Source organism: Haliscomenobacter sp. (assembly GCF_965225875.1).
Taxonomy (GTDB): Bacteria; Bacteroidota; Bacteroidia; order Chitinophagales; family Saprospiraceae; genus Haliscomenobacter.
On record NZ_CBDDBS010000001.1, the window covers coordinates 329,899 to 352,912 of the forward strand.

The following is a 23,014-nucleotide window of genomic DNA, read 5'->3' on the forward strand; positions in this document are numbered from 1 at the left end:
TGCCCATGTCGCCATTCCTAGGAGAAGTATACCATGCACAAGGCAAATTGCTGCTGACCGGAGAGTACTTTGTACTGGACGGAGCGATGGCACTGGCCTTGCCTACCCGTTTGGGGCAACATTTTAAAGTTGAACCTGGAAAAATGGGAGAACTAAGCTGGCAGAGCTATGATGCCGATGGTACCTCCTGGTTCAATATCACTTTAGAAATTCCCAGTCTTAGGATTGTATCAGCTGAGCCCTCCGAGCCCGTTCAACGGCTGATTCAGGTTTTGGAGCAGGCATTTTTATTATCCAAAATTCCTATGAATAACCTCGCAGGATGTGCTGTTACAAGCCAATTGGATTTTTCCCGGCATTGGGGCCTGGGCAGCAGTTCTACGCTCATCAGTTTTGTGGCGCATTTGGCCCAAGTGAATCCTTATGATTTATTGGCCAAAACCTTTGGAGGTTCAGGTTATGATTTGGCTTGTGCGCTGGCAAAGGGGCCCATAGTTTATCAAAATCAAGTTGCGCGACCCGTGGCTTTTCATCCAGCTTTTGCTGACCAGCTTTACTTTGTGTATTTGGGGAAAAAGCAGAATAGCCGGGAGGGCATTCAGCGGTATCGGGCTTTGGGCGAGAAGGTAAAAGCTTCCTTAGCCGAAATCAATCAATTAACGCTGGATATGGTAGCTTGCGATTCGCTCAAAACGTTTGAAAATTTGATGATTCAGCATGAAAGAATCGTCAGTAGCATGCTGGAATTGCCACGAGCACAAGACCTTTGTTTTCCAGATTATTGGGGTGTAGTGAAATCTTTGGGCGCCTGGGGTGGAGATTTTGTGTTGGTGACCAGTGATCGGGATGCAGCAAGCACAAAAAGCTACTTTCAGGAAAAAGGATTTGAGGTAATTCTGAGTTATGCAGAAATGATTCTCTGATTTTATTTAGAAACAATCTAAACAAAGCATATCTTTACACCGTTTTGTAAGAAATACTCCAAGCAATGCCGACCACCTGGTACGACGCCAACGTCATCAACATCCAAACCGCCAGCCCAAATACCCGCCGTTTTTGGGTGGAAATTCCCAATGTAGAAGCTTTTAACTTCAAGCCTGGCCAATTCGTCACCATGGATTTGCCCATTGGCGACAAACGCCTGCAACGATGGCGCAGTTACTCCATTGCCAGCGCTCCGGCAGACAGCAACCAGCTGGAGTTTTGTATTGTGCGTTTGGACGGAGGTAAGGCCACCGAGTATTTGTTCGATGATGTACAGGTAGGTTCGACTTTGCGTTTCAAGGGCCCCGATGGAGGTTTTGTATTGCCCGAAACCATTGACCACGACATGGTGATGGTGTGTACGGGTACGGGTGTTGCCCCCTTCCGCAGCATGTTACAGTACATTCAGCAGGAAAATATTCCCCACCGCAAGTTGCACCTGATTTTTGGGACTCGTCATACTGAAGGTATCCTCTATCAGGAAGAGTTTATTGAATTGCAAAAACAATTGCCCAATTTCCGCTTCTCGGTTGCCCTTTCGCGTGAGCCGGAACTTGATCCCACCCAATTTCCCTTTGAAGCCCAATCTGGGTATGTACATTCTTTTTACCTAAATGAATACGCCACTTTACGTTCCGACGTAAAATTTTACCTTTGTGGCTGGCAGAATATGGTGGACGAAGCCGTCCTTAACCTGTTCGACAAAATCGGTTACGACAAGCGCCAGATCATCACCGAACTTTACGGCTAAGAAAGAATACGAATTGGGCTTGTCTAAAATCTTGCATAAACTTAGCCAACCCACGGATTTATCCGTGGGAGGCCACCAAGAAAGGGTGTAGGTGTGACCGTGTGATAGTGTGGGTGTGTTGTCGCGCTGACCCTAAAATCCCTGTAAAATCTAGCCAACCCACGGATTTATCCGTGGGAGGCCACCATACAAAACCACCCCATGGCTTTAGCCGTGGGAACACCAACATCTATGAAACTCGTCTCCTACAACCTCAATGGCATCCGCGCCGCCCTCACCAAGGGCTGGGCCGAATGGCTGCGCGAACACCAGTTCGACATCATCTGTGTACAAGAAACCAAAGCAAGTCCAGATCAGGTCGACCTCTCCCCTATTGGTGATCTGGGCTACCACGTACACTGGCATTCAGCGCAAAAAAAAGGCTACAGCGGCGTAGCAACCTTCAGCAAACACGAGCCCGATCAAGTCATCACGGGTTGTGGGATTTCCAAATACGATGACGAAGGTCGAATTCTGCGCAGCGACTTTGGTGACCTTACTGTGCTCAACTGTTATTTTCCCTCCGGCACGACGGGAGATGTGCGCCAGGATTTCAAGATGATTTTTCTGGAAGACTTTTTCCGCTGGGCACACGAATTGCAGCAAGAGCGCAAAAAACTCATCATTGTAGGCGACTACAACATTGCCCACACCGAACGCGACATCCACGATCCCAAAGGCAACAAAAACTCCTCCGGTTTTTTGCCCGAAGAAAGAGAATGGCTCAGCAAATGGTTCGACAGCGGGTTTACCGATGCCTTCCGCTTTTTAAATCCCGACAAGGTTGAATACAGCTGGTGGAGTTTCCGGGCTGGGGCCCGCAAAAACAACAAGGGCTGGCGCATCGACTACCAATCGGTGAGCAACAACCTACGTGACCACTTGCGTGCAGCCCGGCAAATGAACGAAGCCGAGCACTCCGATCATTGTCCGGTACTGGTAGAATTCGAGAACCTCTTATAGGGATTACTCACAATCAATAGGAGTCAAATCGGGCTCTACCCACAGGGCTCTGGCCTGGGTAGAGAATAGGAGCTCTTTGGAATAAAACCTGAACATGATTTCCTGTGCCGCATATGGACTATTCAGGAGTGCCGTGCAAGATTCCGCAAGGGAAAGGCCTGCACATTTCTTTTGCACAAAAGCTTTCAAAAGAATGGCCCAAAGCTGGGTGATGGTTTCATGGTAGCCCCGCTCGTGGGTGTTTTTGCCACCAGTGGCCACGTTGTAGGTGATGATGCCCGAACGCAGGTAATAAATGGCTTGTTCAAGTGGAAAATGATAGGCGAAATAGGTGCCGACGATGAGGTGCGCCTGGTGGGTCCAACGTTCGGCAGGTAGGCTGTGATTTTGAAAGCCTGTGACGAGTTCTTCAATCTCTACAGGAGATACAGCAATAGTGGTAGTGGTGTCCATTTGTTTAAGGTTTGAAGGTCAATTAACAGGAATCGGCTTGAACTTAGTTAAAAGCTCAAGCCGATTCCTATTTAATGGCACTAAAGTCCGAAAAGTTCCACCATATATTTAATTACTTCCCGCCTTCAACTCCGTAGCCTTGCGTGGCAACTTCTCATCCCGCATCGCCGTATGCAATACAAACGAAGCAATCACCGTAGCAGCCTGTTTCAGGTCATCTGCCACCAGGTGATCCAGGTTGTCCATGTTGGAGTGGTGGGTACGGGTGGAATAAGCGATAGGCTCCTGAATGAACTGAAAGCCAGGGATACCCGCTGCATCAAAAGACTGGTGGTCGGTGCCACCGGTGTTTTGCAGGGTTATGGTTGTTGCGCCCAGGTCTTTGAATGGATCCAACCAGGCCCTAAAGATCGGCATTACCCCTGGATTGCCTTGTAGGTAAATCCCACGCACTTTGCCAGTGCCGTTGTCCAGGTTGAAATAGCCGGATATTTTGCTTTGCTCGGCCTCTTTGATGCTTTGAATAGTGCCTTCAGGACTGGTGTTGGCGTAGTGGTCTTTTACATAACCTCTTGAACCCAGCAGGCCTTGCTCTTCACCTGTCCACAGTGCCAGGCGAATGGTACGGCGAGGTTTAATCCCGGTCTCTTTGATCGTTTCCAGAATGATCCGGGAAGCTTCCATCATCACAGCAGAACCAGCTCCGTTGTCGGTTGCGCCCGTGCCCGTATGCCAGGAATCGAAGTGAGCACCCAGCATTACCACTTCGTCCTTGAGGTCAGAGCCAGGAATCTCGGCGATGATGTTGTGCTCCATCCCGTCGGGGTTGGTGTAGGTGGCTTTCAATTCCATGGACAAAGTCACCGGAATACCCTTTTGCATCAAGCGGAAAATGCGGTTGTAATGCTCAACTGCCATGGTCGCTTGAGGAATTACCTTGGCTTTGGGGTCTTGTACCCGGCCTTCATCAGCACGTGCACCTGTAATAAACACAGTACCCAAATCACCTTTAAAGCCACGGTCGATTACGGCCAATGGGTCTTCGGCCACGATGAATTTGAATAACTTTTGGTTGAAAGAAAAACCACCTAGGCGGTTGAAATCGCGGTCGGGCCGGCGACCGGGAGCCGGTGCGTTGGCCATGTTCAACAAGTCTTCAGCAACGAGGCGTTTAGCTGGTGCCTCGAACCATTCGTTGATGGTGCGGATGGTATCCAGAAAAACGAATTTTCCTTTCAGTTTGCCCTTGTATTTTTCGAGATCAGCCTCGTCATCAGCCTGCAGATAAATCACTTCTCCACTCACGAGCCCTTTGGTGCTGGGCGACCAGGCCTTAGGATAAGCAATGATTGGGAAGTAGTTGGGTGCGGTTGCATGCATTTCGAAATGGGAGAACTCCCAACCCCGACCAAATGGCCCCCAGGCTTCGAGGTGAACGTTGCTCATGCCCCAATCTTTGAGCGTTTTTTGTGCCCAATCTGTCGCTTTGTCCAACATGGGGGAGCCCGTCAAGCGTGGCCCGTATACATCACAAACCCAGGAGGCAATGTCCATCACCTGGCTTTTTTCCATACCATGTTTACGGATGGCGGTGTTGAGGGTAGGGTTGGGTGCATCCTGTGCCAGGAGGCTGAAACTGGTCGCGGCGACCAATAACAACAGTAAGGAGAGCTTTTTCATGTTCTTTACTCAGGTTTTAAATGGTGATGTCCCAATTGCTTGTGAAATAAAGGGCATCAAAATTAGATTCAATGCTGTAAAATAGCACAAGTCCGGCAGTAAATACCAGTTTGTAGACTAAGGGGGATAAAATGAATTCAGAGGTAGGCTAAATTAGCGCCAGTGGTAGGTTTGTTTCTCTTTACGCTAAATTAGATCATTCCTGGTGGCAATCTCTGCTTTTACTTTTTTCCAATTACCATGCGCCGAAGTAAAAAATACGAGAAATATTAAGGGCATACAGGTAGCTGTACTGAAGCCATCAAAAATCGTGTTGGCGATCGCTCCAAGAGCCATCAAAATCAGAAGTGCAGTCCAAAGGTTAACTGAGGATTTCATTGATTTTTCTTTTGCCTGGAGTTCCTCAAGACTTAATTCATTTAGTGGTTTTTCAGTAGCCATGATCGTAAGTTTTTAGTAAATGAAAGGCTAAAAAACGAAAAAATTGATTTCCCACAAAAGCAATTATGCACAACTATTGTTTCGGAGATGCGCCAGGCAACCTGTGTTGGCTGTTTTGGCAACAAGATCTTGGTCAAAAATGAAAATAAACTGCAAGGGCGTATAGCCGTTCACTGAGAAAAAAAGTCGCGAAAATTTTGCGTTAAGAATTTTGCCAAAAATTTCCCGGGTCTCATTCGGGTGGCCTATCTTTCCAGCTCAAGACAAGTGCACCATGTTTCTCGAACCACATTTTAAAGGCCACCGCAGCGGTTGGATTGAAGTCATTTGCGGCTCCATGTTTTCTGGCAAAACGGAAGAATTGATCCGGCGTTTGCGCCGGGCAAAAATTGCCAACCAACAAGTCGAAATTTTTAAGCCCAAAGTGGATACCCGCTACGATGATACCAAGGTGGTGTCACACGATGCCAATTCCATTCATTCCACCCCCATCGAACATTCGGATCAGCTCCTGGCCTTGTCGGAAAGAGTGAGTGTGGTAGGGATTGATGAAGCCCAGTTTTTTGACATGGACTTGCCCCGCAATTGTGAAAAACTGGCCATGCGGGGCATCCGGGTCATCGCGGCAGGGCTAGACATGGACTTCCGGGGAATGCCTTTTGGGCCTGTGCCTGATTTATTGGCCATGGCGGAGTACATCACCAAGGTGCATGCGATTTGCCCACATTGCGGAAATTTAGCCACCCACTCCTATCGCTTGTCAGAAGAGGAAGCGACCGTGGTGTTGGGCGAAAAAAATGTGTACGAGCCACGGTGTCGGACTTGTTATCATTTGGGGAAGGTGATTTAAAACACCAACTTCCGTTCTTTCACCAAGCCCAACTTCTTCCCTCTCATCCGAAACCAATATACCCCCTTCGGCAGCCGATTGGTTTTGTAGGAAAACGTAAAAGTATAAATCCCCGAGCTGTACAACTTGTTCGTCATCAGCACGTCCACCTGTTCGCCAGCGTCGTTAAAAACGGCCAGGGTCAAGGAATCATTTTCAGGCAGGGTAAATTCCCAATCCGCTTCAATCATCATCATCGGGCGTTTGGCCATTTGAGGGCCGGGGGCGGCTTTGGCGTATTCAGAGCGGTACCAGGGTACTGGGCGGCCAGTCAGTTGTGCCAGGAATTCGATGAGTTTTTTTGATTTTTCGGGCTGGTTGCGGTCCCAAACGGCAGATAGGTCGGCATTGTCACTTACACTCCAAATGGCTTGTTGGGTCATCGGGTTTTTATCCAAAAAATTGCGGTAAAGGTAGGTGGCTACCTGGCTGAGTTTTTCATTGCTTTGGTTGACCAGTTGAAAAACAGCGCCCTCGCCAGGGCCGCTGCGGTGCATTTCACAACAATAGCCCACCAGTTTAAAACTGCGTTTTTGGTTAGCAGCCAGCACGTATTCCTCATTGTCAACGACCAACAAGTCCTGCAAGGCGGTATCCTGGGACTGAAACACCATGCCCGGCCCCAGTACAATGCGCAGCGCGCGTTTGCCGACATTGGTGACGGTGGCCTGCAAAGATTCACCATTGTACCCGCCCAAACCTTCAGCTTGCAGGGTAACCAGGCCTTCTGAAAGGGCTTGGGACAAACTTTTACTCTGTGCATTCAGGAATAAAGGACTGATCAGGAGGAGAAAAATGAAGGGTTGGCGCAGCATGTCTTATTTTTTTCCTGAAACGTCCGTGAAAATCGCTTTATTTTACCCTTAAAATTATTGGCCTCAATAAACATAAAAACCATGCTTAAATCTGCTCTACCCTTTATGCCCGAGTACTTTGACCGCTACATCAACCAAACCGATGATGTGGCCTTACTCACCATGTTGGACCGTGCTCAAGAGGAGCTACAAAACTTTGCCTGGGATAAACTGGAAGCGCTTGGCGATCGGGTATACGCTCCAGGAAAATGGACAGGTGGCGATGTGCTACAACACCTGATTGATACGGAGCGCATATTGACCTATCGAGCACTGTGCATTTCCCGTGGCGAGCTGGCCAATTTGCCCAGTTTTGAGGAAGACGATTATGCTGCCCATGCGCAGGGGAATCAACGCAGTTTGGAGGACCTAAAGGCTGAATTTTTGGCTTTGCGCACCGCTACACTGCACCTGTTCCGCAGTTTTAGTGATTCGATGTTGTTGCGGATTGGTACCACCAGTGGAAAATCCATGTCCACACTGGCACTGGGATTTATTGTGGCTGGGCATCAGCGGCATCATTTCCGGGTTTTGGAGGAAAGATATTGGCCAATTCTTTAGGTTTCTTAAAGCGACATTTTTTTATCACAAAGGAAAAAACAAGAGGACTCAAAGGACACAAAGTTAGACGTTGACGACGCTTCGCTTTGTGTTTCTTTGTGCTTCCTTTGTGAAAATCATGTCGCTTTGGTTTTTAAGAATTGGTGGGAATGTCTTTTTCCTCTTTCACCTCTTTGGTCACGATTTTTACATCGTGGGTCAGCAGGCGGTGCACTGGGCATTTGTCGGCGATCTCCAACAAGCGTTGCGTCTGTTCTTCACTCAAGTTGCCGAAAAATTGAATCTCGCGCTGGATATGGGTGATTTGGGTCCCACTTAGTTTTTCAACTTGAAGGGATAAGCTCAAGTCTATTTTTTCCAAATCCCAGGCTTTCCGATCTGCGTACATGCGCACAGTTGCCGCGGTGCAGGTGGCCAGGCCTGCCAGGATGAATTCGTAGGGGTCGGGCCCCAGGTTGGTGCCACCGGATGAAGGTGGCTCGTCGCCGATCAGTTGGTGATCATCGGTTTGCAGGCTGGTTTTGTAGGTATCACGGCCAATGCTGGCATGAAGAATGGTGGGTTTTGACATGGGTTTGGAATTCTTGGTTTGTTTACAATCTAAAAAACAACACCCCTCCAGCCTGTATTCTTGGCATGTCAATAGGTGTACGGTCTTCGAAACCACTGGACTCAAAAGCTCTAGAGCTCGAGCTAAGGGTGGTTGCAAATTTGGTGAATTGCCCTGAGAACTGGAGGGTCATTTTTTCACTCAATTGTAGTTTAAGTCCCAAACCTCCTCCATAACCAAAAGCAGGACCAAGAAAACTATTCTTGGGTTGATCTTCAAGTTCATCGGCATTTGCCCTAAACTGCTCCTCTGCCAGTGATCTTTTGATCGGAACGCCCAGATATAAGCCAGCTTGGATGTAGGGAGCAATTTTTCCCTTTGAAAAATAATATTGCCCGGCAAATGGAATCTCCAAAAATGCGAGATCGAGGTTTACTTTTGAATAATTGGGAGAAACAACTGGCCATACGTTGACTGAATCTGCACTGAAACTCCGTTGAAAATACACCACCTCAATAGAAGCTGACCAATTTGGAGCAATTTGAAGTTGTAAGGCTACACCGGAGGTTAAAGCAGGTGAAGCTTGGTAGGCCCCTCTACCATAATAGTGATTTTCAAAAATTGACGCATTACCGAAATTGACGCCCACCTTAGGTCCAAGAAACCAGTTGGCAGGAGTTTCTTCAGCATTTTGCAAAGATTGTACCTGTTCCTGAGGGTATTTACATTTAGCGTAATTGGCCACCACTTGAATCAGGCTCGCTGTGCCAAACCTGGCATTCGCTGGCGCTACAAAGCCCTCACACTTGCGTTTGAGCAAAGTAAGCGTTCCTTCAAAACTGGGGCTGCGGATGCCATTAAAAATCCCCCCTTCCTCCATAAAGTACAATCCTTCGTCGGCAACACTTTGGTGCAAACTGACTTTGCCTATCAACAAGGTTTTTAACCAATGGCAACGCTCCTGGGCGGTGTTTTGGGTGCAATGGGTGATGTAGCGCAAGGTTTCCCCAAAACGGACTTCCTGGATGTCGCTAAATTCGAGGTATTCGGACTTGGTGACTTCATCGGGTTTGAAGTAGACGCCTTTGGGTGCATCGAGGTGGAACTGCCCGAGGATATAGCCTGTTTTTTGGATGCCGTTTTTGAGTAAAATTTCGCCAGCCTGGAATTTATTACTCTGGGCAAAAGCGGAATTTAGCAGAAGAAAATTAAACAGGGTGTAGAAAACGTAGCGCATGTTGTTTTGTCATAATTAACGCCTTATCCAAATTCATGTTTTTATACTGCTACAATTTATTTTTCAACGCAACAACTTCACTTCCCCCTTAAACTGTTTCCTCACCCCATCGGGGAATTCAATTTCTAGCTCATACAAAAAAGTACCTGCAGCACAGCGTTGGCCGCGGAAAGTGCCATCCCAACCCTGGCTGGGATCATTGATGGCGAGGTCTTTTTTTTCAAAAACAAGGTTGCCCCAACGATCTTTGATGTGCCACTGCACAATTTGGCCACCATCCCGGCCTTGTAGATAAAACTGATCGTTGAGTTGGTCGCCATTGGGGCTGAAGGCATTGGGGATGTATACTTTGCGCACAGGCACTACCTCGATAAAGGCGCTGTCAAGAGCGACACATCCCTGTGCATTGCGTACTTTTAGGTAGACTGTCCCCGAACTGAGTGCACTTAAACCGGGGCTGGCGCAATCTTTACAACTCAACTCAAGCCCTGCGGATGTGGACCAGCTTTCGGTAAGTGGGCCTTTACCGGTTGTGGTGTAAGTGAGTGTGCTTTGATCGCCAGATTCTAGGCGGTCTGGCGATTGGATGGTCGCCCCTAAAGCAGCAGGCCGCGCCCCAATTTCGATGGTGTCCACATAATCCAGGCAAGGTGTTTTGGCCAATAGGGAATACCGGCCATTGCGGGTAGTCACCAGGGTTTTTCCGGTACTGCCATCGCTCCATTGATAACTAAGTGCTTGGAGGGGAGCTTCAACGTAGGCCGTATCACCATTGCAGGAAAAGCGTAGATTGCTATTCAGTTTTAAGGATTTGGGTTCAATCACGTTGAAAAAAGCGGAATCACGCGCTTGAATGCTCAACAAATTGTCCGAAACCAGGGGTTCTCCGTACAAAGCGGGCAAAAACTGCAAGGCGGCCTGGGCACTGTATTTGCCGGGGGGTAAGTCGTCCACCCAGGCTTTCAGGCGGATCGTATTGGTCTCCAGAATGAGGTTCATGTTGATGAGCCTAAAAACACTACTGCCTACCCCACCGATGACGGTACTCAGGTTGGCTGAGTTTTTTTCGATGGCTTTGATGGTCACACCCGCAGGGAATGAATCCCGAAAAACCAAGTCCTGCCAATTGGCCCCGGTGGCATTAAAAAAGGTGTACTCGATGGTAATTTCGGAGCAAGGTAAAACTTGAGTGGGGGTGATTTTCATCCCAAAATCAAGAGAATAGGGGCAAGAACAGCCATCACTTTCCCGACCTTGATACCCTTTCCCCAAAGACCGCATTTTGCCCGTACGGCGATCGACATAAAAATGGGTTTGGGCGTCATCTTCAGCAATGGGGTTCCCGTAAGCGTAAAGATTCCCTGTTTTATCAAAGTACAGTGCGGACAAATACTCACTGGTGACAGGGTAATTAAAGGTGCTGACCAAGCCTCCGCCCACATCAACCAAACGTTTTCCTTTGGCATCAAAACTATAAGTCACACCCAATGAAGGGTGAGTAGCCAAATCGTTGAGTCGAACGGGCAAAGCACTGATCAAAGCCTGACTGGAAGCAAAATAAGGTGGCCCCTGGATATTGATGTTGTAGATGATTTTATCAAACTGCGTAGCTGGATCTCGGCCGATGATGCTTAAACTCCGACCCAAAGGAGTTACGTGACCAGCATGGTATTTTAGCTTGGTATCCAGATTGGCAGGGACACCCAACACCTCTATTTGCCCTCGACTGTCGATGCGCAACAAGTCATAGGTATCAAAGTCCAGTGCGTAAAGGTATTGATCCCTTACACTATACCCCAGGCAGGTGATTTTCCGCCGGGGCTCACTGAGGGGAATGGTGCTTGCAATCAATTTTCCAGTGCCAGAGTCTGGAATAAGGCGCTCCAACTGGCTGCCACCGCTGGTAAAGTTAACGAGGTAGAATGATCCGTCGCAGGGAAAGGTGTTTTGGCCCAAGCCCAGTAAAGGAATTAAGAGTGTAATGCTGAAAAAAAGCCTTGCCGCCGAGGCATTTAATAGTGCTGTCATGGCGGAACGGTTTGGTTATGGATTCCATTCAAACAATTGCAAAGGCTCATTGTTCCTGGCTACGAGTAGCACTTCTTTCCCTTTAATTTTGATGGCTTGAAAATCACGTACTTCTCCTTCCAGGCGAAACCCTGACTGGCGGGCGGGGATGGATGAAAAGCTCCCCTTGCCGTCACCCTTTAAAAAGAGTCCGTAGCTGGAATCAAATCTACCAATTTCTGGCTTCACGCCATAAAAATTCCCACCGAGAATGATGTCCAGCTTTTTATCACCATCAAAATCCTTGATGGTGATGCCGAAATTGGGGGACAATTGGGCCTCTACGGGCAAAGGTTTCAAGCTGAATCGTCCCTTCCCTTCATTCATCAGCACACAGGTACGCATTTCTTTTGCTTCGTACTTCAAGGTATTTTGCAATTGCATTGGCGTAAAAATATTCTCAACCGTTTGCTCCGCAAAATCCTTGTATTTGAGGTAACGCTTTTTGAGTTGTGGGATTTGCCCGACCAAATCGTGGCGCAGCAACATCGGATAAGTGCCTTTGCCGCTGAATACACTCATAATTTGTTCCACAGTTCCATTTTGGTCAAAATCGTTGACCTGCATGACCACTGGATGCTCGGCATTGCCCCTAAATCGGGAGTTCAAGCCATGGTTGCCCAGCACGTAATCCAAATCACCGTCCCCATCCAGATCGGCTGATTCGATACAATTCCACCAACCCTGGGTATTGGCCAAACCGGCTTGTTCGCTGATGTCGGTGAAAGTACCTCGATCGTTGCGCAATAGTTTTATCGGCATCCATTCACCCACAATGATCAAATCGGGATCCCCGTCGCCGTCAAAATCGGTCCATTGTACATCTTTGATCATCCCGATTTTTTGCAAGAAGGAGGCCACCTGTGGGGTGGCGTCGCTGAAATTACCTTTGCCATCGTTGTTGAGGATATAGCCGTTCATGGGCACTCCGTAAACCATTGGCGCTAAACGTGAACCCACAAAAAGGTCGAGGTCGCCATCGCGGTCGTAGTCCGCCGCGTCCACACAAGAGGAAGGCTCAAAGCGGAAAGTAGGCAAAACCTGGGGCGATTTGCTGAAGGTACCACTGCCGTTGTTGAGGTACAAACGGTCAATCAAGGCCGTCGAACTTGAGGAAAACTCGTTACCACCACTACATACATACAAATCCTGATCTCCATCACGATCTGCATCAAAAAACAAGGCTTCCTGGTCTTCGCAGATGGCATCGACCTGAAACAAGGTTTCATTGGTGGAAATAAAGGAGCCATCCGGTTTTTGAACAAACAATTTACCCGCCTGATCTTTGGCGCCACCTACGTAAAAATCCTCCTGCCCATCGCCGTTGGCGTCTCCTTTGGCTATTTTGGGGCCTTCGGTCGAGAGCATCAAGTACAACAAACGATCACGGTCAAAATCGATAAAATCGTTTTCGATATGGCGATAATTTACCCCATTGAGTACATTGAGTTCGCGGAACAACTTGGGGCCAGGAGTGGGTTTGGCGGGGGTCTGAAGGGTTGCTTCAGTTTGTTTGAGCTTCAGGGTTTGGTCGGCTTTAACCCGGGTCAAAAGCGTCCGTTTGCCGTTGGGCCAATCGACCAGGACAGTATCTACTGTTTTGGTTTTTCCCAAACCAAAATTCGGACGCGGGTCCATCGTGGACTCAAAGCCCCGCATCGGCATTTGCTCCAGGTATTGTAGTTGGTCGGCGTACTTTAGGGTAATTTTGGTACCCAGTGCATAGGTATTTTTTCCTTCACCACTCAATTCAAACTTGAGGTAATGGTGATCCTGGTGGATTTTTTCTGTGTTGTTGCGGTAAATGAAGGCGGGCATGTTGACATTATTGGTCACCAGGTCCAGGTCGCCGTCATTGTCCAAATCACCGTAAGCCGAGCCATTGGAATGACTGGGTTTACCTAATCCCCAAGCCTCAGCCTGGTTTTCAAATTTTAAGCCACCTTTATTTTGGAAAGCATAACTGGGAATGGGCTCCACGGGAATGGAGTCTACTAGGGCTTTAAAATTCACTCCACGTCGGGAAATGATGGACAGTTTGGTTTGTTCATCGGCAATAAAAGAAACGTAATCCTGATCGGTCAGGTCCTGATAGATGCCGTTGGCGACAAAAATATCCTTTAGCCCATCGTTGTCCATGTCCATGAACAAGGCCCCCCAGCTCCAGTCGGTTGCTTCCACACCTGCCAAACGGCCTACGTCACTGAAGGTACCGTCGCCATTGTTGATTTGCAGCATGTTGCGGGTAAACTGATGCCAATAACCATTTTCGACGTTGGAGCGGTAGTGGTCCCAGTTGTCGAATGTCGTTTTGGTTTTGAGCCGTCGATCAGTGCCCGGAAGCATATCGGTTACAAATATATCGGGCAAGGCATCGTTGTTGATATCGGCCATGTCTGCCCCCATGGAAGCGGCGCTGATGGAGCGCATGGATTGCTCCAATACTTCGCTAAAGCCGCCATTTTGGTTGTTGATGTAGAGGTAATCGCGCTCAAAAAAGTCGTTGGAAACATATATATCTTGCCAGCCATCCTGGTTCACATCCCCCACGGTCACGCCCAGACCAAAACCGATGATGCTGCCATAAATACCAGCCTGTTCGCTGATGTCGACAAATTTTTCTCCGTCATTGCGAAAAAACTTGTGCCCACCCAGTGGATCGCGGGTGTTGCGTACCTGCTTGCGCAAGTTGAAGCTGCCGATGGCCTGAAAGGAATTGTTCAACAAATACAGATCGAGGTCACCATCTTTATCGTAATCAAAAAAAGCCGCGTGGGTAGAATAGCCAGGGTCGGCAACGCCGTAAGTCTTGGCCATTTCTTTAAAAGTGCCGTCCTTTTGGTTGATGAAGAGTTCATTTTCCCGGTTGTCCCCTTTGACATCCCCAGAATTGCACACGTAGATGTCCAGCCAGCCGTCGCCATTGACGTCGGCCATACTTACACCGGTAGACCAGGCTTTGCGGCCATTTACTCCTGCTTTTTGGGTGACGTCCTCGAATTGCCAATTGCCTTTATTGAGGTAGAGGCGATCCTCTTCCATATTGGCGGTAAAATAGATGTCGATCAGGCCATCGTTGTTGATGTCACCCAAGGCCACCCCGCCCCCGTTGTAAAAATTGCGGTAGGTGTAGATGTTGAAGTCGTTGTCAAAATGCAGTTGATTGACAAAATCAATACCTGTTACGGTTCCAGGCATTTCGGAGAACAAGGTATCGGTTTTGACTTCCGAGGCCTGTTGCAATTCTTTTTTACAAGCGCTCATCCCCACCAAAAGGATGCAGCCCAAAAGGATATTTTGCTTCATGTTATCGCGCGGTTTGCGAGGTCGTTTTGGGTTGGGGTCTGGCCGGAACGTTTTCAATTTCTTCAGCCTCAATCGGATGGGTCAGGTCGGTAAAGTTAGCTTTAACGTACTGATCATCTTTAGCCCCAATCACAATTTGTCGATTGCCGTCAATTTTTACGTAGATCACCCCGCGTTTTTCGTCTTCCATTTTGATAAAACCTTTGCCATACCAACGTTCAAAAATGGAGACCATTTTGGGGAGCAATTTATCCGCCCAGAGGTGTTTGTTCCAGGGCGACCAACTGGCATAATGAAAATCCACGGGCATTTCCCGGATTCGATTTTCCTTAAAATTGGGGTAAAAATTCATAACAATCTGCGGGTCTTCTCCCTTGATGAAACATTGTACCCGACGGCCATCACTGTTATTGGTCAAAATGCGCTGGCGGTTCAAAGATAGACAGCGGGCAAAAAAATCCTCGCTGGGCATACCCATGTAAATGCCAAAAAATAGGCTATCCTGGCGCACTCCACTGGCCAATTCCCGGCGGCGCATCTTGTCGTATTCGGATTGGCAGCTGCTCATGATCAACATTGATCCTGCTAACATCAAACTCCAAAGCATCAATCCACGCTTTTTCATAACTTTTGATTTGTGTAAGTTTTCAACAAAAAACATCGGTTTATGATCAATATACAAAGGTTTCTACCCAATCGTCATTTTTGGCCACGATCAAAATTTTGCGTTGGCCCGATTTAACCAGTTCCACATCCCGTACTGCGCCCTTCAGCAAAAGTCCGGACTGTTTTGAGTTCAAAGGTGAAAATTTTCCTTTGCCGAGGCCTTTCAATACCAAACCATAACTCCCGGCATTGATGCCTAGTTCAGGTTTGGCCTGAAAAAAATTGCCAGCCAGCAATAGATCTACTATGCCATCCCGATCCAAATCATCCGCCATCAAGCCATAAGTGGAAGAGATTTGAGCGTCAACGGGCAAGGGCAACAAGCTGAATTTTCCTTTGCCGTCATTGATGGCTACGGAAGTTTGGGTCGTGTACACTTCCCATTTTATGGCATTGGACAAGGCTTCGGGTGGAAAAATATCAGTTATGGTTTGCCCCTGATACTGGGCATGTTTGAGGTATTTTTTGCGCAAGGAAGGGATTTGTTTGACCACATCGGGCAACAAGGCAAAAGGATATGCTTTTTCACCTTCAAAAATGGTAATGAACTGCTCCACTGCACCATTGCCATCAAAGTCGTTGACGTACATGTTCAGTGGGTGTTTGGCATCTGCCTTGAGTCGGGTATTGCTGCCCAGATTACCCAGCAACAAATCCAGATCACCGTCACCGTCTACATCCGCAGGTTCAATACAAGTCCAAAAACCATTGCTCTTGGCCAAACCCAGTTCATTGGTCATTTCTTTCAATTGCCCCCGGTTGTTTTGAAATACCCGCACAGGCATCCAGGTGCCAGATACGACCAGGTCAGGGTCCCGATCCCCATCGATGTCCACCCAACGCCCATCCGTATAGAGGCCAGAGTTCAACAACTGTGGGGCAATTTGTGCTGTGGCATCAGTAAAATTACCCCTACCATCATTGCGCAACACGTAGCCGTTCACTGGGGCTCCATATTCAAAAGGACGCAAACGTACCCCTACAAACAAATCCAGATCACCATCTGCATCCACATCGGCAACATCTACACAGGAAGTACTTTCAAACTGGAAGGTGGGCAAAATTTGGTTGGATTTGGTGAAGTTGCCGCGTCCATCATTGAAATACAAACGGTCAATCAGTGAGCTAGAACTATTGGGAAATTCATAACCGCCACTACAGACGTACAAATCTTGGTCACGATCGCCATCGGCATCAAAAAAGATCGCGTCCATATCTTCACAAATCTTATCAGCCTCCAGGGCTGGCTGGGCACTGCGGCGGAATTTCCCGCCCGCTTGTTGCACAAAAACAGCCCCGGCCTGATCCTTTGCCCCGCCGATAAACAAGTCTTCCAGCCCATCACCATTGACGTCCCCTTTGGCCATGCGAGGCCCTTCGTACGACATCATTTGGTAAATGAGCCGATCACGGTCAAAATCGGAAAACTCATTTTCCTGGTGTTTGAAACTCAAGGCATCGGCTACTTTGGAGATAAAAGGCTTATAATGGGGTTCCGCGAGGGGGAATTCGTCCGATTGGGCATCCGCTTGTTTGAATTGGAGGCGTTGATTGGTTTTCACCTTGGTTTGCAAGGTGTAGCGTCCATTGGGCCAGGCTATGACCAGCGTATCCACAGTGGTCCAAGTGCCCAGTCCAAAATTGAGTCGATAATCCACCGAAGATTGGAAGCCACGCATGGGAAAAAGCTCCTGAAACAAGGTTTGGCCCTGGTGGCGAATGCTCACCTGTGCACCAACGGCAAAGGGATTTTTGCCTTCCCCCTGTAATTCCAGATTGAGGAAATTGGCTTTTTGTTTGCGTTGCGCTTCGGCATTGTTGCGGAAGATGGAAGCGGGTTGGTTGATGTTGTTGACCACCAGATCCAAGTCGCCGTCGTTGTCCAGGTCGCCGTAAGCCGAGCCATTGGAAAAACTGGGCTCACCCAGGCCCCACTCTACAGCTTTATTTTGAAAGGAGAAATTGCCCTGGTTGGCAAAAGCGTAGTTGGGCACAGGCTCCGAAGGCATGGCATCCACCATTTTGGTGATTACCCCTTTCTTTTTTTGCATCAGCCCCTGCACATTGGCAGGGTCGGAATAAAAGTTGATGTAGTCTTGATCGGTCAAATCGCGCAGGAGGCCATTGGCAACAAAAATATCTTTCTGGCCATCGTTGTCCAGGTCGGTCATGAGCGCACCCCAACTCCAGTCGGTGGCAAAAACTCCAGCCATACGCCCAATTTCGCTGAAGGTGCCATCACCATTGTTGCGCTGGAACACATTTCGGGTGAATTGGCGATGGTAGCCATTGAGGACATTGCGTTGGTATTTGTTCCAGTCTTCAAAATTGGTTTTGGTTTTCATCCGTGCCTCCGTTTCGGGAAGCATGTCGGTCACAAAGATCTCGGGGTGGCCATCGTTGTTGACATCGGCCATGTCGGCCCCCATCGAACTGAAACTCAATTCCTGAATCCAGCTTTCCAATTCTTCGTGAAAAGTGCCGTTTTTTTGGTTGAGGTAAAGGTAATCCCGCTCAAAAAAGTCGTTGGAGACGTAAATATCCGGCCAGCCGTCGCGGTTTACATCACCAATGGTTACCCCCAAACCAAAACCGATGCTACTGCCGTAGATACCTGCCTCGGCACTTACGTCGACAAACTTGTTGTTGTCGTTGCGGTACAATTTATTGCCCCCTCTTTTGTCCCGCACGTTGCGCTGGCCTTTCACGAGGTCATAGCCCCCTACCGATTTCATGGAGTTGTTGAGCAGGTAGCAGTCCAGGTCACCATCGCGGTCATAGTCGAAAAAGGCAGCATGGGAGGAAAGGCCCATATCGGCAAGGCCGTATTCGGCGGCTTTCTCGGTAAAAGTCAGGTTGCCATTGTTGATGAAGAGTTCATTGTAGCGCCGATTGCCGCCGGGTTTACCCGATTTACACACATAGATGTCCAACCATCCATCCCCATTCACATCGGCCATGGCTACGCCGGACGACCAGACGTTTTTGGTGCTGAGCCCAGCTTTGCGGGTGATGTCTTCAAACTGGAAATTGCCCTTGTTCAGGTACAGGCGGTTGCTTTCAAAATTGGCACAAAAAAACACGTCAACGAGCCCGTCATTGTTGATGTCGCCCAGGCCTACGCCGCCACCATTGAAAAAATTGCGGAAGGTGTATGGATTGTATTCTTCGGTATACTGGATTTGATTGATGAAGTCGATGCCAGTGACACTGGCAGGCATGGTTGAAAAAAGGGTCTTGGCCGGGATTGAACTTGAATCTCCGGTAGATTGATTACACCCACTGGCCATGAGCAAAATTATGGCAGCTATTGTGACGGCTATCTGTTTCATACTGGAGGGCAAAGTTGGGAATTTTTTTTGGAAATGAGCGGAAAATGAAGCGTGAAGTTGATCCGTAGGGGCATACCTAGCGGATGCCCTTCCCTAGAAGCAAAAGTAGTAGGTTTAAAACGGCAAATTTGGGGTGGTCGAGAAGTGGGAAAATTGACTTGATTGGGGTGACCAACAGCAATAGTTTTGTATCAGAAATCGAACAGAAAGGAAAAGCTTTTAATCCGCTTTTCGATTCCTAAGTGAGCTACTTTTCGCTTTTAATCATTAACCAATTTAATATCTAAGCTTATGAAAACTATTTTCTTTTCCTTGGCAATCATGCTGTTTAGCGGCATCAATGCTTTCTGTGGGGAGTCCCTTAATGTCTTAAAAACGGACAAAGAGGAGACCATCCTCAAATCCATCGTAATCAAAACCGACGAATCAAACATTGCTGACCTCCAAAAAATGGCAGCGGATTTTGATGCGGCACACCAGGTTAAAGAATGCGAAATCTCCCTCACAGCCAAAGTAAAAATGGGCTTTGTTGAAGTGGAAATTTCTGTTACCGTATCTGGTTCCACTTGTACAGAAGCGACCAATTTGGCCATCCAAGGCTTGACTGATGCGAAAAAAGCAGTTATGGCGGCGTTTTATTAAGTAGGCCTACACGAATTAGTCCTGGCGGTTCTGCCGGGCAAATCCATCAATTCGTTTCATTTTATTCATTCAACCTTCACTGCTTGAGCGAAGGGTAGCTCACTATTTTCATCACCTCAACCAAATCTATCTATCATGAAAGCACTTTTCGTTTTAGGAATCCTATTTATGCTGCATTTGGAAGGCCAAAGCCAAAATCAAGGCCGCATCTTATTCACCTCGGTAATTGATTATTCCAAAGATGTAAAACAAGGCGGTGCCCAGGATAAAGCGCCCATCGAGTACCAGTCAACCCTGTTTTTAAATGGTTCACAATCCCTGTTTATTTTGAGCCAAAGCCCGGAAGGTTCAACTCTAAAAGATAGGCCTGATGGGGGATTTGAAATTTCTATTTCTGATAAATATGGATTCAGCTACTTCAAGGATATCCAGTCAAAAATACTAGTCTCCCGTGAATTCATCCTCAACAAACCTTTTATTCTCCAGGAAGGCATTGAAGACATCAATTGGGCGATTGGTAATGAGCAGAAAAAAATCGGGAATTTGCTCTGCCAAAAAGCAACTTGTTTTTATAAAGGCCGAAACTTTATTGCCTGGTTTTCGAAAGAAATCCCGGTTAGCGCAGGGCCATGGAAACTTTGGGGGCTCCCGGGTTTAATTGTCGAAGCATACGATGAGCAAGAGGTTGTAAAATTCAGCGCTAAATCGATCGATTTCCCCTTTGCTTTATCTGAACCAGTTGCGCCTCCAACCCAAGGGGATAAAATCAGTAGGGTAGAATTTGAAAAACTCTGGACCAAAAAAGCCGCGCAGTTGAAACAGTTCTTGTCCTCTTCGATTCCAGCAGGCAATACCGAAGTTGGGGTAACGCTCCAAAGAATCGAAAAAGCTGAATAATATGGAAGTTAGGAAAATGATACTCGCATTGATTGCCCTGTTATCAGCAGTCATGCTGCGTGCTCAAAATAGCTGGTTCGTTGAAGGCAAAATTACTTCTGATGATTTGCAGGCAGTCTTTATGGCCAATGTAGTGGCAAAAAGCAGGGCAGATTCATCAATCATATCATTTTCCTTTTCAAGCGAACAAGGGACCTATCGCATCGAAATTCCCAGTGCAGTTGACTCCTGTTTCCTACATGTAAGCGCATTAGGTTTTAAAGAAAAATGGATTCCAATTGCTCGTGATTCCCTTAAAACACCAAGGGTTTACATGGATTTGGTCTTAACCATTGAAATACTCACCATGCAAGCAGTAGTCATTAAGGCTGAAGGGCCGGCCATTAAAATAAAAAACGATACCACGGAATTTCGAGCGGCGTCCTTTTCAGATGGCAGCGAACGAAAAATCGGTGAATTGTTGAAAAAGCTCCCTGGTGTCTCCGTCGCTGAAGATGGCTCCGTGTTCGTCAACGGCAGGAAAGTAAATAAAATCCTGGTTGATGGCGATGACATTTGGAAAGGGCAAGGCGACTTGGTCACCAAACACTTACCAGCAAACATTGTGGATAAAATTCAATCAATTGAGCATTATCAGGAAAACGGCGTTATGAAGGGTTTTGAAGATTCTGATGAGATTGCGCTTAATCTGACAGTTAAAGACGCTGTCAAATTCAAAAACAACGTGGATCTTGAAGCCGCCTGGGGGACTAAGGGTTGGAAGGAAATCAATGCGCATGATTTTGCTCTGCTCAAGAAGTTAAAACTGGCTGCCATTGTAGGCATGAACAATACGGGAAAATTGTACCAACTCAACGAACAAAATCCCTTAAGCTCAGCTTCGGCCAACGACCCGGCAACGCTTGCTGAATTTGGGGAGCCGGCGATCAATTTTGAAAAATTTCGTTCCTCGCAAATCGACCCCAATCGATTCGCCCGCAATACCTCAAAACTTGGTGCCATAAGCCTCAATCGTTCCTTTAGCCGTTTCCTCAAAACCCAAGCTTATTTTGCCTTCAGTCAGGATGAGACTTCGGCCTATGAGTTCAACGAAACATCCTACTTTTTGAACAAGGATACCTTGTCGATCCAGGAACAATTGGGCAACCGGTACAAGCCCATGCGGTGGAGCAATCATTTCAATGCAACTTATGCCGGAAATGAAAAGCTGAACATAGCCTACAATACCAGTTATAGTGCAACAAATGAACATGCTGAAAACCAGTTGAAGTCTTCCATCAATGGTCGATTCACTGCGTTTTTTAACAACAACAATCGTCGTTTCTACCAAGACTTGAAGTCCACGATAAAATTGTCGGCAAAACAGGTGCTCCAGTTGGATTTTATTCATCAAATCGGGAGCACACCACAAACTTTGGTGGTAAAACATTTGGAAGGGCCTCAGAATGATTTTTTTGAATCATCCCAACAAGTACAAGAAGCATTTGCAGACCTGCACCGGATTAATGTTGCTGGAAAGAGTTTGATCAAAGTGAACGACTTGCTAAAAATCAAAACACAAATGGGGTATGTCCATAGTGTGGAGCAATTCAATTCACAATTGACCGCTTCCAAAACCATCGAAGCGCCTACTCCAACCGACTATTTTTCCAATCGCTTCTCCATCATTAAATCGAGTGCATTTTTATCCACTGGGTTTTCTATCCAGTTAAAACGCCTCAAATTATTCAGTGATTTAAAAGTCCAGCATCAATCTTTAGCACCAGGAGATAGTAGTCAATTTTTTTTCACACCGAATACCTGGTTAAATGTGAACCCGGCGATGGGTTTTGGTCTGGCACTCAAGGGAGTAAGCAAGGTATATGGCACTTATTTTCAAGGCAACGCATTTGCCTCAGCAACGGAGTTAGCAGGTGGTTACATCATGCAGGGATACCGCAATTTTCAGCAATCTCGTCCCGAGAATTTGATGAATCTGACGCACACCTTTGTACTTGGCTACTTTGATTTTAATTTATTCAAGCAGTCGTCCTTAAACTTCTCCATTTTCAGCAATGTTTCGGCCAACGCGTACAGTCGATTTTTGCACATCACTGATGACTATTCGTTTTTGACCAAGATCCAAAAGGGTAAACACAAGATATTTTCCTTGAATGTATCTAAAGACCAGCTTTTGTCAAGCTTATCTACAAAGGTCAAATTCAGTGGCGCGCTCTCTATTTCCAGTTATCCAAGTGGCGTCAATGAGCAAAGTGCAGTTTCAGTGGCCAGAACCATCTCGGGTGCAATGATTGCGCAAAGTGCTTTTCCAGGATCCTTTAATGCCGATTTAGAATTTAAAGTGGGGGCCAGCCGGGTTCAATCCGCGATTGCCAATACAGGACGGCTCTTTTCGCAGCTGGGCATCAATGGCAAATACAGGTTTGTCAACTGGATTAGAGCTGGACTCCATTTGGATGCTTTTCAAAAAGACTTGTTGGATCCCAATTCAAAGTGGTTGGTGTTTTTGGATGTTCAGGTAATGGCTTCGCCTAAAAACAAGCCCTATTTTTTCGAAATCCACGGCAACAATTTAACCGGATTAAAGTGGTTTGAAACCCTTTCGGTTGGTGATGCTTACAACTATTTCTCAGGATTGAGGCTAAATCCGGCCCTCGTCCTGATCAAACTTGGTTATTCTTTTTAATTTTTTGATCAAAACA

18 protein-coding genes are annotated in these 23,014 nt (G+C 47.3%); 8 read left to right on the forward strand and 10 right to left on the reverse strand.

Features of this window, described 5'->3' with window-relative positions; genetic code table 11:
- The first annotated feature begins 5 nt into the window (after positions 1-5).
- From ACO08K_RS01245 to ACO08K_RS01255, 3 genes are all read left to right on the forward strand, one after another.
- Positions 6-923 (forward strand): GYDIA family GHMP kinase, encoded by a 918-nt coding sequence (locus ACO08K_RS01245; protein ID WP_421794567.1) that lies wholly within the window; start codon positions 6-8, stop codon positions 921-923.
- A gap of 65 nt (positions 924-988) precedes the next feature.
- Entirely contained in the window at positions 989-1,735 is a 747-nt protein-coding gene (locus tag ACO08K_RS01250) for a ferredoxin--NADP reductase (RefSeq protein ID WP_421794568.1), read from the forward strand.
- Positions 1,736-1,966: 231 nt separating this feature from the next.
- Positions 1,967-2,737 (forward strand): exodeoxyribonuclease III, encoded by a 771-nt coding sequence (locus ACO08K_RS01255; RefSeq protein ID WP_421794569.1) that lies wholly within the window; start codon positions 1,967-1,969, stop codon positions 2,735-2,737.
- Between the two features lie 3 nt (positions 2,738-2,740).
- Here ACO08K_RS01255 and ACO08K_RS01260 read toward each other — a convergent pair whose 3' ends face one another.
- From ACO08K_RS01260 to ACO08K_RS01270, 3 genes are all read right to left on the reverse strand, one after another.
- A complete protein-coding gene (locus ACO08K_RS01260; protein ID WP_421794570.1) occupies positions 2,741-3,190 on the reverse strand; it encodes a hypothetical protein in 450 nt (149 codons plus the stop codon).
- A gap of 108 nt (positions 3,191-3,298) precedes the next feature.
- Positions 3,299-4,870, reverse strand: coding sequence for a M20/M25/M40 family metallo-hydrolase (locus ACO08K_RS01265; RefSeq protein ID WP_421794571.1), 1,572 nt, complete (start codon positions 4,868-4,870; stop codon positions 3,299-3,301).
- Between the two features lie 186 nt (positions 4,871-5,056).
- On the reverse strand, positions 5,057-5,311 hold the full coding sequence (locus ACO08K_RS01270; protein WP_421794572.1) for a hypothetical protein: 255 nt from the start codon (positions 5,309-5,311) through the stop codon (positions 5,057-5,059).
- A 274-nt stretch (positions 5,312-5,585) separates the two neighbouring features.
- Here ACO08K_RS01270 and ACO08K_RS01275 point away from each other — a divergent pair, with 274 nt between their 5' ends.
- Positions 5,586-6,161 carry a thymidine kinase gene (locus ACO08K_RS01275; protein WP_421794573.1) on the forward strand — a complete coding sequence of 192 codons (576 nt, stop codon included), beginning with the start codon at positions 5,586-5,588 and terminating at the stop codon, positions 6,159-6,161.
- Here the strand turns inward: ACO08K_RS01275 and ACO08K_RS01280 are convergent.
- Positions 6,158-7,015, reverse strand: coding sequence for a Cys-Gln thioester bond-forming surface protein (locus ACO08K_RS01280; RefSeq protein WP_421794574.1), 858 nt, complete (start codon positions 7,013-7,015; stop codon positions 6,158-6,160). The two genes, ACO08K_RS01275 and ACO08K_RS01280, sit on opposite strands and share 4 nt — an antisense overlap.
- Positions 7,016-7,096: 81 nt before the next feature.
- Between ACO08K_RS01280 and ACO08K_RS01285 the strand changes: the two genes are divergently transcribed.
- On the forward strand, positions 7,097-7,615 hold the full coding sequence (locus ACO08K_RS01285) for a DinB family protein (protein ID WP_421794575.1): 519 nt from the start codon (positions 7,097-7,099) through the stop codon (positions 7,613-7,615).
- 133 nt (positions 7,616-7,748) lie between these two features.
- Here ACO08K_RS01285 and ACO08K_RS01290 read toward each other — a convergent pair whose 3' ends face one another.
- From ACO08K_RS01290 to ACO08K_RS01315, 6 genes are all read right to left on the reverse strand, one after another.
- A complete protein-coding gene (locus ACO08K_RS01290) occupies positions 7,749-8,186 on the reverse strand; it encodes an OsmC family protein (protein WP_421794576.1) in 438 nt (145 codons plus the stop codon).
- Positions 8,187-8,208: 22 nt separating this feature from the next.
- Positions 8,209-9,402 (reverse strand): outer membrane beta-barrel protein, encoded by a 1,194-nt coding sequence (locus ACO08K_RS01295; protein ID WP_421794577.1) that lies wholly within the window; start codon positions 9,400-9,402, stop codon positions 8,209-8,211.
- A 63-nt stretch (positions 9,403-9,465) separates the two neighbouring features.
- Positions 9,466-11,430, reverse strand: a complete 1,965-nt coding sequence (locus tag ACO08K_RS01300) for a gliding motility-associated C-terminal domain-containing protein (protein WP_421794578.1) — start codon at positions 11,428-11,430, stop codon at positions 9,466-9,468.
- Between the two features lie 15 nt (positions 11,431-11,445).
- On the reverse strand, positions 11,446-14,775 hold the full coding sequence (locus ACO08K_RS01305; protein WP_421794579.1) for a VCBS repeat-containing protein: 3,330 nt from the start codon (positions 14,773-14,775) through the stop codon (positions 11,446-11,448).
- 1 nt (position 14,776) lies between these two features.
- Positions 14,777-15,400, reverse strand: coding sequence for a hypothetical protein (locus ACO08K_RS01310; protein WP_421794580.1), 624 nt, complete (start codon positions 15,398-15,400; stop codon positions 14,777-14,779).
- A 46-nt stretch (positions 15,401-15,446) separates the two neighbouring features.
- Positions 15,447-18,773, reverse strand: coding sequence for a VCBS repeat-containing protein (locus ACO08K_RS01315; protein ID WP_421794581.1), 3,327 nt, complete (start codon positions 18,771-18,773; stop codon positions 15,447-15,449).
- A 291-nt stretch (positions 18,774-19,064) separates the two neighbouring features.
- Here ACO08K_RS01315 and ACO08K_RS01320 point away from each other — a divergent pair, with 291 nt between their 5' ends.
- The 3 genes from ACO08K_RS01320 to ACO08K_RS01330 all read left to right on the forward strand — a co-directional run bounded on the left by ACO08K_RS01320 (position 19,065) and on the right by ACO08K_RS01330 (position 22,998).
- Complete coding sequence (locus ACO08K_RS01320) at positions 19,065-19,415, forward strand: hypothetical protein (protein ID WP_421794582.1); 351 nt, start codon at positions 19,065-19,067, stop codon at positions 19,413-19,415.
- A 135-nt stretch (positions 19,416-19,550) separates the two neighbouring features.
- A complete protein-coding gene (locus tag ACO08K_RS01325; protein WP_421794583.1) occupies positions 19,551-20,312 on the forward strand; it encodes a GLPGLI family protein in 762 nt (253 codons plus the stop codon).
- Between the two features lies 1 nt (position 20,313).
- Positions 20,314-22,998 carry a hypothetical protein gene (locus ACO08K_RS01330; protein WP_421794584.1) on the forward strand — a complete coding sequence of 895 codons (2,685 nt, stop codon included), beginning with the start codon at positions 20,314-20,316 and terminating at the stop codon, positions 22,996-22,998.
- Positions 22,999-23,014 lie beyond the last annotated feature (16 nt).